The sequence below is a fragment of the Pseudoalteromonas nanhaiensis genome, assembly GCF_051235485.1.
Taxonomy (GTDB): Bacteria; Pseudomonadota; Gammaproteobacteria; order Enterobacterales; family Alteromonadaceae; genus Pseudoalteromonas; species Pseudoalteromonas lipolytica_C.
Genome location: NZ_JBPNYQ010000012.1, coordinates 43,544 through 58,474, shown reverse-complemented (window position 1 = coordinate 58,474; position 14,931 = coordinate 43,544). Strand labels below are relative to the sequence as shown.

Annotated in this window: 11 protein-coding genes and 1 pseudogene; 2 read left to right on the top strand and 10 right to left on the bottom strand. The window is 41.5% G+C overall.

Going from position 1 to position 14,931, the window contains the following annotated elements; all coding sequences use genetic code 11:
• The 3 genes from ACSFVZ_RS11930 to ACSFVZ_RS11920 all read right to left on the bottom strand — a co-directional run bounded on the left by ACSFVZ_RS11930 (position 1) and on the right by ACSFVZ_RS11920 (position 3,772).
• Positions 1-843, bottom strand: a complete 843-nt coding sequence (locus tag ACSFVZ_RS11930; protein ID WP_435558940.1) for a pirin family protein — start codon at positions 841-843, stop codon at positions 1-3.
• Between the two features lie 126 nt (positions 844-969).
• The gene (locus tag ACSFVZ_RS11925; RefSeq protein WP_435558939.1) at positions 970-2,589 is read right to left on the bottom strand and encodes a sensor histidine kinase; all 1,620 of its coding nucleotides are present in this window, start codon (positions 2,587-2,589) and stop codon (positions 970-972) included.
• A gap of 217 nt (positions 2,590-2,806) precedes the next feature.
• Positions 2,807-3,772: a YihY/virulence factor BrkB family protein gene (locus ACSFVZ_RS11920; protein WP_138556747.1), complete on the bottom strand. Its 966-nt coding sequence runs from the start codon at positions 3,770-3,772 to the stop codon at positions 2,807-2,809.
• A gap of 122 nt (positions 3,773-3,894) precedes the next feature.
• On the opposite strand from ACSFVZ_RS11920, the gene ACSFVZ_RS11915 reads away from it, so the two are divergent.
• Positions 3,895-4,968, top strand: coding sequence for a mechanosensitive ion channel family protein (locus ACSFVZ_RS11915; RefSeq protein ID WP_138556748.1), 1,074 nt, complete (start codon positions 3,895-3,897; stop codon positions 4,966-4,968).
• 19 nt (positions 4,969-4,987) lie between these two features.
• On the opposite strand, the pseudogene tatA reads toward ACSFVZ_RS11915, so the two are convergent.
• The 3 genes and pseudogenes from tatA to agaR all read right to left on the bottom strand — a co-directional run.
• Positions 4,988-5,137: pseudogene (tatA, locus tag ACSFVZ_RS11910) on the bottom strand (twin-arginine translocase TatA/TatE family subunit); the annotation flags it as partial.
• A 74-nt stretch (positions 5,138-5,211) separates the two neighbouring features.
• Positions 5,212-8,034 carry a TonB-dependent receptor gene (locus ACSFVZ_RS11905; protein ID WP_435558937.1) on the bottom strand — a complete coding sequence of 941 codons (2,823 nt, stop codon included), beginning with the start codon at positions 8,032-8,034 and terminating at the stop codon, positions 5,212-5,214.
• 328 nt (positions 8,035-8,362) lie between these two features.
• Positions 8,363-9,127, bottom strand: a complete 765-nt coding sequence (agaR, locus tag ACSFVZ_RS11900) for a transcriptional repressor AgaR (protein ID WP_135923474.1) — start codon at positions 9,125-9,127, stop codon at positions 8,363-8,365.
• A 157-nt stretch (positions 9,128-9,284) separates the two neighbouring features.
• On the opposite strand from agaR, the gene ACSFVZ_RS11895 reads away from it, so the two are divergent.
• Entirely contained in the window at positions 9,285-10,616 is a 1,332-nt protein-coding gene (locus ACSFVZ_RS11895; protein WP_249930182.1) for a sugar MFS transporter, read from the top strand.
• 20 nt (positions 10,617-10,636) lie between these two features.
• Here ACSFVZ_RS11895 and ACSFVZ_RS11890 read toward each other — a convergent pair whose 3' ends face one another.
• Genes ACSFVZ_RS11890 through ACSFVZ_RS11875 form a run of 4 tightly spaced genes read right to left on the bottom strand, consistent with a single transcriptional unit; the run spans position 10,637 to position 14,919 of the window.
• Entirely contained in the window at positions 10,637-11,152 is a 516-nt protein-coding gene (locus ACSFVZ_RS11890) for a hypothetical protein (RefSeq protein ID WP_295509466.1), read from the bottom strand.
• On the bottom strand, positions 11,145-12,839 hold the full coding sequence (locus ACSFVZ_RS11885; protein ID WP_435558934.1) for a GMC oxidoreductase: 1,695 nt from the start codon (positions 12,837-12,839) through the stop codon (positions 11,145-11,147). Before ACSFVZ_RS11885 ends, ACSFVZ_RS11890 begins: the two co-directional genes overlap by 8 nt.
• A 9-nt stretch (positions 12,840-12,848) precedes the next feature.
• Complete coding sequence (gene nagA / locus ACSFVZ_RS11880) at positions 12,849-14,018, bottom strand: N-acetylglucosamine-6-phosphate deacetylase (RefSeq protein ID WP_138556752.1); 1,170 nt, start codon at positions 14,016-14,018, stop codon at positions 12,849-12,851.
• Entirely contained in the window at positions 13,996-14,919 is a 924-nt protein-coding gene (locus ACSFVZ_RS11875) for an ROK family protein (RefSeq protein WP_135923470.1), read from the bottom strand. Before ACSFVZ_RS11875 ends, nagA begins: the two co-directional genes overlap by 23 nt.
• Between the last annotated feature and the right edge of the window lie 12 nt (positions 14,920-14,931).

Here is a 14,931-nt window from a genome sequence, read left to right as displayed (position 1 = left end):
CTATAGTGTGCCAAATTTTCCTAACTGATAATCTCGAACCGCTTGCTGTAACTCAGCTTGGGTAGTCATCACAAACGGACCCATGTGCGCGATTGGCTGATTGAGTGGTTCTCCAGCAAGGATTAAAACTCCAGCCCCTGTTTGTGAGTTAAATTCAATGTCACTACCAGGCTCAAGAATGAGTAAGCTACCCGCTTTTACAGGACCACCTTGCTCTGTGTGTATTTCACCAGTATGAACATAAAGCATCACTTTGGTTTGCGCTAAAGGCGCATGGTTAAATACAGTTCCTGCAGGTAAGGTCACATCAGCCAGCATGCCATTAGCAGCAAGATCTTGAAGGCTTGATACCTGCTCTTCACCGGAAAACTGCCAGCTTCCAGCTAATGCTTTAAGCTCAACACCCTGTTCATTTCGTGTCGTCGGCGCAGGCGCTTCAGTGGTATCTTGGTAACGTGGTGCTCTGAGCTTCTCGGAACTTGGCATATTGAGCCAAATCTGAAAACCATGCATGCCTTCTTTGGCATCTGCTAATGGCATTTCACTATGGATCACACCAAAGCCGGTACTCATCCACTGCACGTCACCAGCACGAATCGCTTTTTTGTTGCCCATTTGATCTTGGTGCTCAAAACCACCTTTAATAATATACGTAAAGGTTTCGATACCACGGTGAGGATGCGCAGGAAAACCGCCCATAAAATCACTGTGATCATCTGACTTAAGCTCGTCGATCATTAAAAAAGGGTCTAAATACTTACCGTCAAAGCCGGGAATGCGGCTGATGTTTACACCATCACCATCTTGTGTAGCATGGCTATTTAATTGTTGAATCACTTTCATAACTTTACTCCCGTAAATTGTATGAAATGATTGTAGGCGCTAATTTAACTAACAACCATGAGTAAAATTAGCGTCAATCGTTCTATAAAAAAGAATGTTTAGCTGTTCGTTTCTATTATCACGTTATTAAACTTGCTCATCATTTAGATTAGGCAAAGTTAAATAAAAAGTAGTACCTAGCTGTTCACTGGATTCGAAAGTAATTGTTCCTTTTAGCTTTTGGGTCACTAGGTTCATGACTGCGTAAAGACCTAAACCAGTATTTTTTTGCACGCGTTTAGTCGTAAAGAAAGGGTCAAAAATTTTATCTTGAATATCTTCAGCAATGCCACTGCCATTATCTTTTACAGTAATAAGCACTGCTGATCCTTCGCTTTTAGCTGAGATCTCTATTCGAGGCTCGTCAAAGTCTCCATCAAAGGCATGAAAAATTGCATTTGATAATAAATTAGTCATGACTTGGCAAAGCGTCCCCGGAAAGCTCTGTACTTGCAGGCCTTCAGGAATAGCAGAAACCACCTCTATGTTTTTGTGTTTAGACTCGCTCTTTAATGACTTAACAATATCATTTAAATGGTCATCTAATTTAATAACTCTTAGTTCATCACAGTGCTGATCGGCGGCTATTTGTTTAAAGCTTGTGATCAACTCAGCTAAACGATCTAGGTTTGAATGAAGTAATAAGCTAATTTCTTCAGAGGTATGTACGTATTTTTCGAGCGACCCCTTACTTACCCGTTTGTCAGCTAACACTTTTCCCATTCTCTTATTTTCATCTTCAAGGTAACTAACAGCGGTAATACAAATTCCGACTGGTGTATTTACCTCATGTGCGACCCCAACAACAAGTCGACCTAAAGCGGCTGTTTTTTCAGCTTCCATCAAGTACTTCTGAGTTTTTGCCATTAAGTCCATGGATTCTTCGAGCTGTAGATTTTTCTCTGTTAAGGAAGCTGTTTTTTCTGCTACTTCAGCTTCAAGTGAGGAGACATATAAATAATTAAGTGATTTTCGAAGTCGGCTGATAAAGAGCAGCACTATTAAGATTGTGATAAAGCAGCAAAAAGAAAACAGCGATATTAAATAATGCTCGCGAGTCACAGAATTAAGGCGCTGCTCTGTCCGATAATCTAGCATAAATAAAAAGTTATTTATGTGACTCATAATTTCTGATTTAGCCGTAAAATATTCGTCACTGTATAAACTTAATATCGCTGCTACCCGCTCATTCGTTAGAGAAAGTTCAGCTTCATTTTCAACGGCTTGAAAAGCTGCATATTCAATTTTTGTTAAATCATTTGATGCTTTTTCAGCAAGCTTAATTTGTTGCATTTCTTCATGAGTGATACCTATTGAGCTCAACATGTCTTTGAGTGCTTTTTTTTCACCATCCGGAAATGGAGCCTTACCACTTTGTGGCATTAGCATATCCCAATAAACACGGTGATAATTTTCTGGTCGAGGAGCTTCGCCGTTTCGAATAGCTAGAATTTGATTAAAAAAATCTAAGAATTTTGAATTACCCGTTACCGTATATGCTCGTGCCATTAAACTTAATTGATCTGAACTTTGCCTTACTTGCTCCGCCAAAATATAAGATCGATACCTCATTTTAGTTTCAGACTCTATGGTTTTTAAACTGTCGTACATGAAGTAAACCGATAAAGCAGTTAATCCTGCTAATACTACAGCGACCAAATTGAGTAATGACAAACTTTTGATATTTGACTGGAGCTCTTTTTGCATTCTAAAACCTAGAAATTATGATTATTAGCTTTGTTCAAAAAATTTAACTTTCTGATTTATAGATGCATAAGAATCACATCGCTAACCACGGCAAACAAAAAGTAAAACTTTAGGATTAACTAACTAATTAGAAGTCAATTCTAATAAAGTCAATTTATGACTTACGTTTGCCTAAAATTTATTGGCACTCAACAAGCGCAATGATGGCATGCTAAAGTTACTTTTTCTGCTGTTGCTGTTTTTCGGTTAATCTATCAGCCACTGTTGCTCCTCGCTCTCCAACGTCTTTCACGGGGCCCACAGTACTATCGACTAAAGTTTGTTGTTCTATGCTGGCATTAATCGCAGCACCAAAAATAATGATGTATGCGCTGATATAGAGCCACATCAACATAATCACTACACCACCTAATGAGCCATACGTTTCGTTATAACTTGCAAATTGTGAGACATAATATGAAAAACCAATTGATGCGATAATCCATAGCAAAGTAGCCAGTATTGAACCTGGTGTGATCCAGCGCCATTTTGCTGCTGTTCGATGTGGCGCATAGCGATATAAGAATGCCAACGCGCAATTAAAAATAATCGCAAGCAATGGCCAAGTAATAAGCTTGATCAACAAATCAATCAGCTCTGTTAAACCAACTAGGTTAAGCACAATCGGTAAAATACCGATGATCAACAAGGCAACCAGCGCAACAACAATGGCACCTAGCGAAAATAAAAAGCGCACCAGTAACGCCATAAAAAATTGTCTTTTGTTATGCTGATGATAAGTGATATTACAGGCTGTTATTAGCGCCTGACAGCCCTTGCTGCTACTCCAAATCGTTAACAATAAAGTCCCTATGGCACTAACACTTAACACCTTTTGCGATTGCTGAGTCACCTCTGCAACCTGTAGCAAAATAATGTCTCGACTACTTGTTGGTAAAATAGCAGTGACTTTATCAAGTTGCTCATGGATATCGGTCGGGGACGCAAAATAAGCGTAAACAGAGACTGTCGCGGCTAATGCAGGAAAGATCGCAAGCAAAGCATAAAATGCCACCCCAGCCGCCACAAACGATAAATTGTCTTGTGATAAATTGTGATACACGCGTTTGATAATATCCCACCAGCCTCTAACTGGGATCTCCAACGGTGAATGTGCCTGAAATCCGCGCTTATCTTGAGCCATATCTGACCTAATACATTGCTTTATTAATTTTACAGCTGCAAACAGCTTGCCATTAATAATGGCGCTTGAATTGCACTAAGCTAAGCTTACTGTAACAAAACAACCATCCATGGAGTGGTGCAATGAGTCTATATTTATTATATAAAAATCAATTAGCTAGTTTGGTTTCACCTAAATTATTTGTTACCACACAGACACCCACCGACAGCATTGCTTGGCAAGACTTAAACCTACAAGTTACGCAGTTTTTACACACTACTTGGCAAATGTTACCAGCCCTTACGTTGGGCCTCGTAGCTGTTATTATTTGCTATTTATTAGCACGCCCTTTGTCATATATCTTGATAAAGCCGCTTGGTTTTGTAAGTGAAAGCAAGCTATTACATGTTGTAACACGACGATTTTTTAGCATCATTATCATTTTGTTTGGGGTGTACTTATTTTTGCGCCTTGCAGGGCTTACCGATTTTGCTGTAGCTATTATGAGTGGTACTGGATTAGTGGGTCTTATTTTAGGTTTTGCTTTTCGAGATATTGCCGAAAACTTTATCTCAAGCATGCTGCTCAGTGTCCAGCGCCCTTTTCGTATTGACGATGTGATAGAAGTTGATGGTCGTTTAGGGGTGGTTAAAAAAGTGACGGCTCGCGCCACAACTTTAGTTGATTTTGATGGTAATCACATTCAAATACCGAATGCGACTGTGTATAAAAATGTCATAAAAAACCTCACCGCAAATCCTAAAATGCGAGGTCACTTTAACGTTGGCATTGGTTACGATAATGACATTCGCTATGCCCAGCAATTAGCAATGAAAGTGGTTAAGCAAAACCCGGCTGTTATTAGTGATCCGCCAAGCCAAGTGTTAATTGATTCATTAGGCTCAGCAACACTAAATCTAACTATTTATTTTTGGGTAAATAGCAATGAGCACAGCACAGTTAAAGTGGCATCTCAATTGATGCGAGAGTTGGTCAATACCTACTTATCAGAGCAAGTCAGTATGCCTGATGATGCCCGCGAGCGAATCATTTTAAATACTGAAGCAGATCAAATAAATAGTAATTCGAGCACGCCTCCCCAAACATCAAAAACACTCACCGATCATAGCTTAGATGATGTCAGCAGCGATGCCGATGATATACGCGAACAAGCTGATCAATCTCGCGACCCCGAACAAGGCAGTAATATTATCTAAAATTTATTGCTAACTAGGTTTCATCATTGGGTTTATCGTGCATAGCGCGTTTAAACCCTTTAACTGACGTCCCTAAATCACCACCTATTCGAGAGAGCTTTTTTGTGCCAAATAACAGCACCACAATTGCGGCAATAATGACTAATTGCCAAACACTAATTCCTGCCATAACAACCTCACTTTTTAAAAATAAAAGCGCCTTTGCAGGCGCTTGAACAACACTAACAACTGGGAATACAAAGATTAAAAGCTAGCACGTATACCTAATGCGACCTGAGTACCAAAGCGCTCAAGGTAACTCACTTGGTCAGTGCGTTTGGTGTAACCCCAATAACGCTCATTCGTTAAGTTAGTTGCTTCAGCAAACACAGTGAATTGATCACTGATGTTATAGCTCATGCTGGCATCTAACTGACCATAATCAGAGATCCAATAAGGGCCACCCCACGCATCTGGATCCGACAAGAATTTACTACGCCAGTTATAGGCTAAACGCGCTTGGAAACCATATTGCTCATAGTAAACCACCGCGTTATATGAGTTTTTCGACATACCTCTAAATGGCAAGCCTGACTCTTTTAGCTCTGGCTCATCGTAGCTACTGTCTACATAGGTATAGTTAAGCTGAAAACCTAAACCATTAAAGGGCTCAGGTAGAAAATTTTCGAGCGATTGCTGATAAGCAAACTCAGCGCCTTTAATAGTGGCACCATACTCACTCTTACCCGGGTAAGAGGCAAAATAACGCACGCCTTCGATTTCAACTGGGCTTTCTACATAATCGATAAATGATTTCAGGTCTTTTACAAACACCCCACCACTTAACGAGCTGCTGTCTTCAAAGTACCATTCTAAGGTCATGTCTGCTTGATTAGCTTCTTCTGGTGTTAATGATGAATCACCCATAGAAAGTTGTGGTAAGCCTTCACGATAAGTATCAAAGTTTGGCGCAAGCCATGGACGCAAATAGGCTAATGATGGACGACTAATAACTTGTGCCGCAGAGAAGCGGTAAATCAAATCATCAGTAATGCTAAGCTTAAAGTTCATGCTTGGTAAAATATTGCTGTAATCCCCTTCAAATGATTGCTGAACGGTTTCGCGCCAACCATTTTCAAGTGGTTTACCATCTTCTTGTAAGTCAATTAACGATAAATCATACACCGACCCTTTAGAGCTCACTTCTGTTTGTGAACCACGAATACCAACATTTAGCATATACGGCATTTTTGCAAGAGTGCTTTCAAGCGTCACTTGCGCATACGCGGTAAGAACTTCTTCTGTTACCTCATAAGTACCCGATGAATTAAGCGAGGCAACAATGCTCTTGTCTGTAGCTTCAGCATTAATTGAACGATAATAAGCAAGTAACTTATCGTAATCGAAACTTGGCCATGGCTCAGGTGTAATGCTACTTTCACCTTCTAAGAAGTTATCGAAATTCGCCTCAACAAACACGTCACTTGGGATTTCAAACAGGTTAAAGTCACCTACATTTACTACCGTGCTGTCATCAAATTCATAACCATCGCGATCTAAGTATTGGCCACCATTACTAAATTGGCTGGCATTTTTTGAAGCATATTCCAGTTGGCTCTTGGTTTGCTCAAGGTATGTTAAGCCAAAATCGATACGGGTAATTAAATCACTTTCAGGCAAAAATGTACCGGTAAACTTAAAGTCATTGATAGTGTCTTCAACCCCGGTACCTGTATTACGGCTATAGTGCGCACCGTATGATTGATCCGCTGTTAAGCCCGGCGATAAAGTAACATCTGGCAGCATATTACCAGTGGTGTAATCAATGCCAATCGAGTCAATAAAACCACGGGCAACAATAAAGCGATTATCACCGCCATTTTCATTTTTCGCTTTTGAATGCGCAACATCCACAGCCAGTGTTAGGCCATCCATTGGATACCATTTGGCATTAAGGGCAAACTGATACGTATCTGTTTTTCGAGGATTGGTTAAGTTTAATAACTCCACCATAGTATTACCGGTTTGCGTCATTGATACCACTCGGCCTGAGTCATCAAATTGTGCATCGGTAAAAACGGGCGTGCCTGGCGTCCAGCTTTCGTCGTAGTTAACAAAACCGATTTGATAACGGTGACCATCGGTGTTGTAACGCGAATATAAGGCATCAAAGTTAATATCTAGGGTATCTGTTGGGCGCCATTGCATTGCTAGCGTCGCACCGACGCGTTCACGCACATCTTGCGCGTTGACAAAATACATGTAACTCGGAATTTTTGAGGCAAATATTTCGCTTTGCCCGTCAATTTCTCCGTTACCATTCATATCGACTGGCACACCGGCACTGTCTGCTCCCCAGCCCTCTTCTTCATCAAAAAAGCCGCTTGCAGAGTATGTGTCTGCACGTAAGGTTTTCTTTGAATAGGCCCCAGAAAAAAGCACACCAAAGGTATCATCATTAAAGTTGTCACCTATGATGAATGAAGCATGCGGGTGTACATCTCCCGTGCGCGATTCATAAATCCCCTTTGCTGAAGCACTTAACGTGAAACCGTCTTGATCAAGTGGTTTGCGAGTTTCGATATCAACAACCGCACCAATCCCCCCTTCAATTAAGCGTGCTTCTGGTGATTTATAAACTTGCAGTGCTCCGACTAACTCTGAGGCAATGGTATCAAAGTTAAAATCGCGGCCTGAATTTTCAGACGCCAGTTTACGGCCATTCAAGGTGGTAATGTTGTAGCCACCACCTAAACCACGTACTAAAATATTTTGTCCCTCGCCGCCATTACGGGTAATAGTGATACCAGGAATACGCTGTAATGCTTCAGCTAAGTTTTCATCGGGAAACTTACCAATGTCGTCCGCAACTACAACATCAACAACCGTTGTTGCTTCTCTTTTACGAAAGTTTGATTCTTTAATGCTGCTACGTATCCCTGTAACCTCAATAACCTCAACATCCTCTTCGACTTGGTTATTGTTATTATTCTCTTGCTGTTGTGCAGAGGCTGCGAAACTGACTGACGAAGCCAGTATCGAGCTTATCAATACGCTCAGGTATGTTTTTCTAGCTGTTGTTGCCATGGTGATTTCCTGTTTTTTTAATATTCTGATTTGTTGACTATAAAAAATAGTACTTAAGTAAGGCCTCACACTTAATTTATAACAAAATGAAACAACCTATCAACAAATAATTACCTAGTGAAACTTTCGATAGTTACGAAAAAAGCGTTAAAATAGTCATCAATCGCTTCAAAAGCCTTTAATGGCGTACGTTTAATTTCGAAAGCTACAGGAAGAATTTTTTTTAATTATTTTGAAAGGAACAAGAAAATCGTATTAACTAGGCAACAAAAAAGGCAACCTAAGGTTGCCTTTTAGAAATATGTTTACAGTATTCTATTGTTTTGTATTAAACGATGATCACTTCTATGCCTAGGTTTGTTAAAGATTCAACAAATTCAGTTGGCATATTTTTGTCAGTAACCAGAACATCTATTGATTTAAGCGGTAGGACATTATACAAGGCACGTTTACCAAATTTACTCGAATCAGTCACTGCAATGACTTTGTCTGCGCGAGTACACATGGTTCTATTTAACATTGCCTCAGGCTCGTAATGAGTGGTGATCCCCGCTTCAGAATCGATGCCATCAACACCTAAAATAACCTTTTTGAAGTTATATTTACTCAGTGCTTGCTCAACCTCATTGGAGTAGAAAGACAAGGATTTCTTGCGTAATTGGCCACCGAGCATAAATACATTTGCATCGTCGATATCGGCTAATACGTGCGCAATATTCAAACCATTAGTCATCACCGTTAGCGCTTTTTTGCTTGTGAGTGCTTTGGCAACTTCTTCAGTGGTGGTACCTGAGTCAATAATTAATGAATCGCCATCTTCAACTAAATTTGCAACAGCTTTCGCCAGCTGAACTTTAATTGCGTAGTTTTCGTTATGTTTATCTTTTACCGAAAGCTCTTTGGCAAGCTTATCGCAAGCGATTGCCCCACCACGCGAACGCACGACTAAGCCGCGCTTACCTAGTTCATTAAGATCATGGCGTATACTAACCTCTGAAATATCAAAGGTTTTAGCCAGATCTTTCACACTAACTTTGCCCTTTTCTTCAGTCATAAGGACGATTTTTTGTCTTCTTTCGATTGTGGTTAGCATAACTGCCCTGTTGGTTTAAAACTGCTTTCAAAGTAATACATCAATACTACACACTTTACGGTTGTAAAGCTAAAATTAGTTTCGAAATAAAATAAAACTTTCAAAACTTACGAACTTTGTTTTATAGTGAATAAAAAAAACCACCTTGGTGAAAAAAATGACAACAAAAAGTTCACTCATAGCTCAGCCACAATATATCGCTCGCAGCCAGCTTCTTCCAATGGTGATTATTGGCGGACTGTTCTTTTTATTCGGCTTTATTACTTGGCTTAATGGCTCTTTGATCCCATTTTTACAAATGGTCTGTGATCTCAATCACATCGAAGCCTATATGGTCACACTGGTATTTTATATTGCCTATACGGTAATGGCATTACCCAGTGCGAAAATTTTACAGGCATTCAGCTATAAGCATGGTATGTCATTTGGCTTGGCCATCATGGCTTTGGGCGCCTTATTATTTATACCGGCAGCACAAACACAAGCCTATTGGTTATTTTTAGTCGCCTTGTTTACATTAGGGAGCGGTCTGACCTTACTACAAACAGCTGCTAACCCGTATATTGTGTTGCTAGGGTCAAAAGATACAGCGGCGGTGCGCATTAGTATCATGGGTATTTTGAACAAAAGTGCAGGTGTAGTTGCTCCATTACTTTTCTCTGCCATCGTGTTCAGTGATATTGCCAACTTTAGCCCTGAAGCCTTGGCACAACTCAGTGACCTTCAAAAACAACTTCAATTACAAGAATTAGCAAACCGCTTAATTAGCCCTTACATGGCTATGGCGATTTCACTGGCAATTTTGGCTGCGTTAATTATGTTTGCTCCATTACCTGATATTGAACAACCTCAAGCAATTAGTAGCAGCGAAGAGCAATCTATTTTGCAATTTCCAAACTTAATTTTAGGTGTGATTGCTTTATTCTTTTATATCGGTGCAGAAGTTATCGCCGGTGATACCATAGGTCTATATGGTAAGGAGCAAGGCATACTACAATTTGCTGAACTCACCTCTTACACCATGGGTTTTATGGTGCTAGGCTATGTATTAGGGATTGTGCTTATTCCGCGCTTTTTTACTCAGCAACAAGCCCTGCTATTCTCAGCATTGAGTGGCTGCGTATTTTCACTCGGTATTATTTTTGTAGACACGCAACAAACAGCACTCTCTAATATTTTACTATTTTGGCTCGCTGATAACAGTTTCCCTGATACGGTATTATTTGTAGCCCTGCTTGGCTTATCAAATGCGCTGGTTTGGCCCACTATTTGGCCTATGGCGCTGGCAAACTTGGGGAGTAAAACCCAAACGGGTGCCGCACTGTTAATCATGGGAATTTCTGGTGGGGCATTACTGCCGCTTGTATATGGTGTGTTTGCAGAATTTACAGGGAATGCTCAGCAAGCATACTTATTATTATTACCTTGTTATGGATTTATTCTTTATTACGCATTGATTGGTCACAAGCTAACAAGTTGGCGTAAATAAATCGTTCGCAGGCGATGCCATTAAGCAGAGCCTGCTATTTTCTCTGATGTAAAATACCCTAATAATAAAAACTCGCGTACGGTGAAGATACACTTATACATTAAGTATTCTTCATGCTTAGCTGGAGTTACCTGTGAAATCGGTACCCCTTGCAGCTCAATTACTTGCTGATACTGCTGTTCACTGATAGTGAACAAGCGTTTTAATTTGTTAGCCAGCTGTGGTGCACAGGAATTACCCTGCGCAATTAATTCAGCGCCTTGTAAACACTGTATCCGTTCAGTAGCCGTGACAGTGTTAGCCAACATCAAATCTGTAAAAGCCACTAAATCAAAATATAGCTGTTCGGCGGGGTCTAACTCTAAAATAACCGCTTGCATCTGCGTGACGACATCCCGATGCGCCGCTTCTTTTAGCACCTCAAAATGGCTGTCATCCATTTTATCAAACAACTGAGTAGCGGCCACTGGCGTAATAGCAACACCTAATAAAGCCGATAAATATTTAATAGCCTGTCGCCTTTGTAGATCAGCCATTAAACACTCCATTGTGATAATGCTTAACGGCATGATCCGCCGCTCTAGCAGTAAATGCCATATAGGTTAGAGAAGGGTTTTGATAAGCTGATGAGCACATAAATGAGCCATCAGTAACATAGACATTACGCACACTATGAATTTGGTTATAGCGATTAAGAACAGAGGTTTTAGCATCTTGCCCCATACGGGCAGTGCCCATTTCATGGATCGCTTGTCCCGGTGCAGATCCCTTATCATAGGGTTGCACGTTCTGGTAACCGGCCTTTGTTAGCATCTCAACTGCCTGTGCTTTCATATCTTCTCGCATACGCAGCTCGTTTTCACCAAACTGACAATCAAAATTAACTAATGGCAGCCCCCACTCATCTTTTAATACAGGGTCTAAGCTCATTTTATTGTGATGATAAGGCAGACATTCCCCAAAACCTATCAAAGCAACTTGCCAAGGCCCTGGTTTGGCAAGCTCTTCACGAAAGGCCTTGCCAAAACTAAGCTCTTTAAAACCGCGTCGCCAGTCTTTACGTGTCGCGTACCCTTGATAACCATAGCCACGAATAAAGTTATGTTGCTCTTTATCATCAAGGTTTCGAAAACGTGGGATATGAAAGCCAACGGGTCTATCGCCATCATTATAATCATCAGCAAAGCCTATCGGCTCACCCGTGGCGCCAACCCGAAAATGATGATCCATTAGGTTATGACCAAGCTCTCCACTATCATTCCCTAAGCCATTAGGAAAACGTGCAGAAGTTGAATTTAATAACAAGGCTGTTGTTGCCACAGTTGATGCACAGCAAAAAATAATATTAGCCCGTTCGATACGCTCTTTTTTAGATTCAGCATCAATCACTTTCACACCTGTGGCTTGCCTAGTTTCTGGGTTGTAAATAATCTCTTTGGCAATGGAGTGAGCCTGAATGGTCAGTCGCCCAGTACGCATTGCAGCAGGCAAGGTCGAGGCTAAACTACTAAAATAACTACCGGTTGGGCAGCCTCGCATACAGCGGTTGCGCTTGGTGCATGGAGCACGACCTTGCTCAGGTTTTGCCTGTGTTAAATGGGCGACACGCCCTATCGTTACATGACGGTTTTTATAATGATTTAATAAACTGCGTTTTAGATGCAGCTCTACGGCATTGAGTTGGAAAGGCGGTAAAAAGGGGCCATCGGGTAATTGCGGTAAATTGAGTGCTTCACCAATAACCCCGATGTAAGCTTCGACTTTATCGTACCAAGGCGCAATATCTTGATAGCGAACAGGCCAATCAATGCCGTGGCCATCTTGTTTGTTAGCAGCAAAATCAAGATCGCTGAGGCGTAAACACTGACGTCCCCAAGTTAATGAACGCCCGCCTAAATGATAGCCTCTGATCCAATCAAAGCGCTGCGTTTCTCGGTAAGGATGCTGCAAATCATTCACAAACCAATGTTTTATTGATTGCTTAGTAGCATAGCCAGTGCGCGCTTGTTTAGCTTGATTCCGCTTTTCTAGCAGGCTGGGTCTGTCACGAAGTGGTAGTTGCCAGTCTTCTTTAAAAGCCGTTATATAATCGCTTCCATGCACAACCTGCCTGCCGCGCTCAAGTAACAGCACGTTAAGGCCTTTTTCGGTCAGTTCTTTAGCAGCCCAGCCGCCAGTAATACCACTGCCAATAACAATGGCATCAAACACTTTTGCCTGCATTCGTGTATGTTAGTTCTCGTATATTTGCTTACCAGCACAGATGGTTGCACGAACAGTAAAGCTGTTGTCGAGCACAGCAAAATTTGCCACTTTTCCTACAGCAATACTTCCGATAGAGTCGGCTTTATTTAAAAATTCAGCCGGGACTAAACTGGCCATATTAGTCGCTTCAACTAAGCTTGCGTCGGTTAAGTTATAAAAACGTTCAACGCCCACTTCCATCGTTAATGTACTGCCTGCTAAAGAGCCACTTTCGGTTCGCGCAACACCTTGTTCAACCAAAATAGGAAGCTCACCTAATCGATAACGACCATCTTGTAAGCCACCCGCGCTGACACAGTCTGTAATAAGAGCTATTTTATCTGCCCCTTTTAAACGATAAACCATGTTCATTATGCTCGGATGCAAATGAATTCCATCCGGAATAAGCTCAACCATTGCATCGTTGTCCATCAACAGTGCGCCGGTACAACCGGGATCACGATGATGAATACCGCGCATACCATTAAAAATATGTACCCCGCCACATGCACCATGCTCTAGTGCTTGTGTCGTTTGATCAAAACTGGCATCAGTATGGCCTAGCATTACCCGCACTCCCTTGTCGGTGATATAGCGGATCATGTCGGGCGATTCAAGTAACTCTGGCGCCAATGCAAAAGAGGTTAAACAGCCATCGCAAGCAGCATAAATCTCATCAAAACGCTGCTTTGTAAGCTCTAAAAAGAATGACTCATTGTGTGCTCCCTTATGCGCTTCAGCGAAGAATAATCCTTCGTTATAAGCACCAAGTAGCTGTGCACCAGTCAGGCCTTTTTGGTAGGCACTCGCCATATTTTTATAAGCTTGTATTGATACGTCCCAATCTGCGGTCACTGTTGTGCCGACAAAACCGGTAACACCGTGCTTAGCTAAAGAGCGAGAAATGGTCTCTAGAGATTCTGGGGTGCCGTCCATAATATCGCAGCCTTCCCGACCATGAATATGCAAATCGATAAAGCCCGGAAATATACTCTGATCCCCTAAATCAATAATCTCAATACCTGGCTCGCAATCTTCAGTAATAGCCATAATTTTACCGTGTTTTACAAGCACAGCATGATGATTTAACACTGCCTCGGCGGTGATCACCTTAGCAGCTTTTAAGTAATAACAATCAAGATGTTGAGGAAATAGCATGAACACTTCCTATTATTGCAGCGCCTCTTACGCCGCTAGAATCACCAAATTTTGCCCGTTTTACCTCTGGAACTGTAAAACCAGAAAACAGGTGCGACTGAATCGCATCAGGGAGTTTTTCAACGATAGCATCAATTAAAGATAAGCCACCCCCTAATACTATAACTTCGGGATGAAGACTTTTACTGACGGCCGCAAAGGTCTCGCCAAGAATATCTAAATAACACCCGAGCACGGCCAGTGCTTGCTCATCGCCATGCTTAATATCGTTAGCCCACTCAATCGCTGACTTAGGAGATTGAGTAATATGCTTATAAAGCGTCTGCACACCCGGCCCTGCGATATAACTCTCAACACAGCCATTCAAACCACAGCCACATTTTAAAACCGGCAGTTGGTATTTTTGTTGTAGATAGGCAGAAAGTGGTAAATGACCATATTCACCCGACATACCTAACCCTTGATTGAACAGCTCGCCATTAATACACATGCCACCTGCAGCGCCAGTGCCAACAATAGCACCAAAAACACGGCTATACCCTTCGCCGGCTCCGCCATTGGCTTCAGATAAAGCAAAACAGCGAGTGTCATTCAGTATGGCGACAGGTCGTTGTAATAATGCTTGCAAGTCATTAGCAATAACTCGACCAGATGCACAAGGCACGTTTGCCGATAAAACTTTACCATCATCATTTACGATTCCTGGCATACCAATGCCAACTGCCCCTTTGCAACCACTGAGTTGATCAGCCTTTAACACTTGCTGATGAATTGCTTCTAAAAACTCCTGATAATTTTGAGTTGGCGTCGAAATTCGCCAACTCTGCTGTTGCTCTAAAATATCATTAAAAATAGCGGTTTCTATCTTCGTTCCGCCAATATCGAGTCCATAAACAGCCATATTCTACCCAAC

Bases quoted from the DNA above. Each gene is read 5' to 3' on its own strand.
- ACSFVZ_RS11930 (WP_435558940.1), bottom strand. From the start codon at position 843: ATGAAAGTGATTCAACAATTAAATAGCCATGCTACACAAGATGGTGAT.
- ACSFVZ_RS11925 (WP_435558939.1), bottom strand. From the start codon at position 2,589: ATGCAAAAAGAGCTCCAGTCAAATATCAAAAGTTTGTCATTACTCAAT.
- ACSFVZ_RS11920 (WP_138556747.1), bottom strand. From the start codon at position 3,772: ATGGCTCAAGATAAGCGCGGATTTCAGGCACATTCACCGTTGGAGATC.
- ACSFVZ_RS11915 (WP_138556748.1), top strand. From the start codon at position 3,895: ATGAGTCTATATTTATTATATAAAAATCAATTAGCTAGTTTGGTTTCA.
- ACSFVZ_RS11905 (WP_435558937.1), bottom strand. From the start codon at position 8,034: ATGGCAACAACAGCTAGAAAAACATACCTGAGCGTATTGATAAGCTCG.
- agaR (WP_135923474.1), bottom strand. From the start codon at position 9,127: ATGCTAACCACAATCGAAAGAAGACAAAAAATCGTCCTTATGACTGAA.
- ACSFVZ_RS11895 (WP_249930182.1), top strand. From the start codon at position 9,285: ATGACAACAAAAAGTTCACTCATAGCTCAGCCACAATATATCGCTCGC.
- ACSFVZ_RS11890 (WP_295509466.1), bottom strand. From the start codon at position 11,152: ATGGCTGATCTACAAAGGCGACAGGCTATTAAATATTTATCGGCTTTA.
- ACSFVZ_RS11885 (WP_435558934.1), bottom strand. From the start codon at position 12,839: ATGCAGGCAAAAGTGTTTGATGCCATTGTTATTGGCAGTGGTATTACT.
- nagA (WP_138556752.1), bottom strand. From the start codon at position 14,018: ATGCTATTTCCTCAACATCTTGATTGTTATTACTTAAAAGCTGCTAAG.
- ACSFVZ_RS11875 (WP_135923470.1), bottom strand. From the start codon at position 14,919: ATGGCTGTTTATGGACTCGATATTGGCGGAACGAAGATAGAAACCGCT.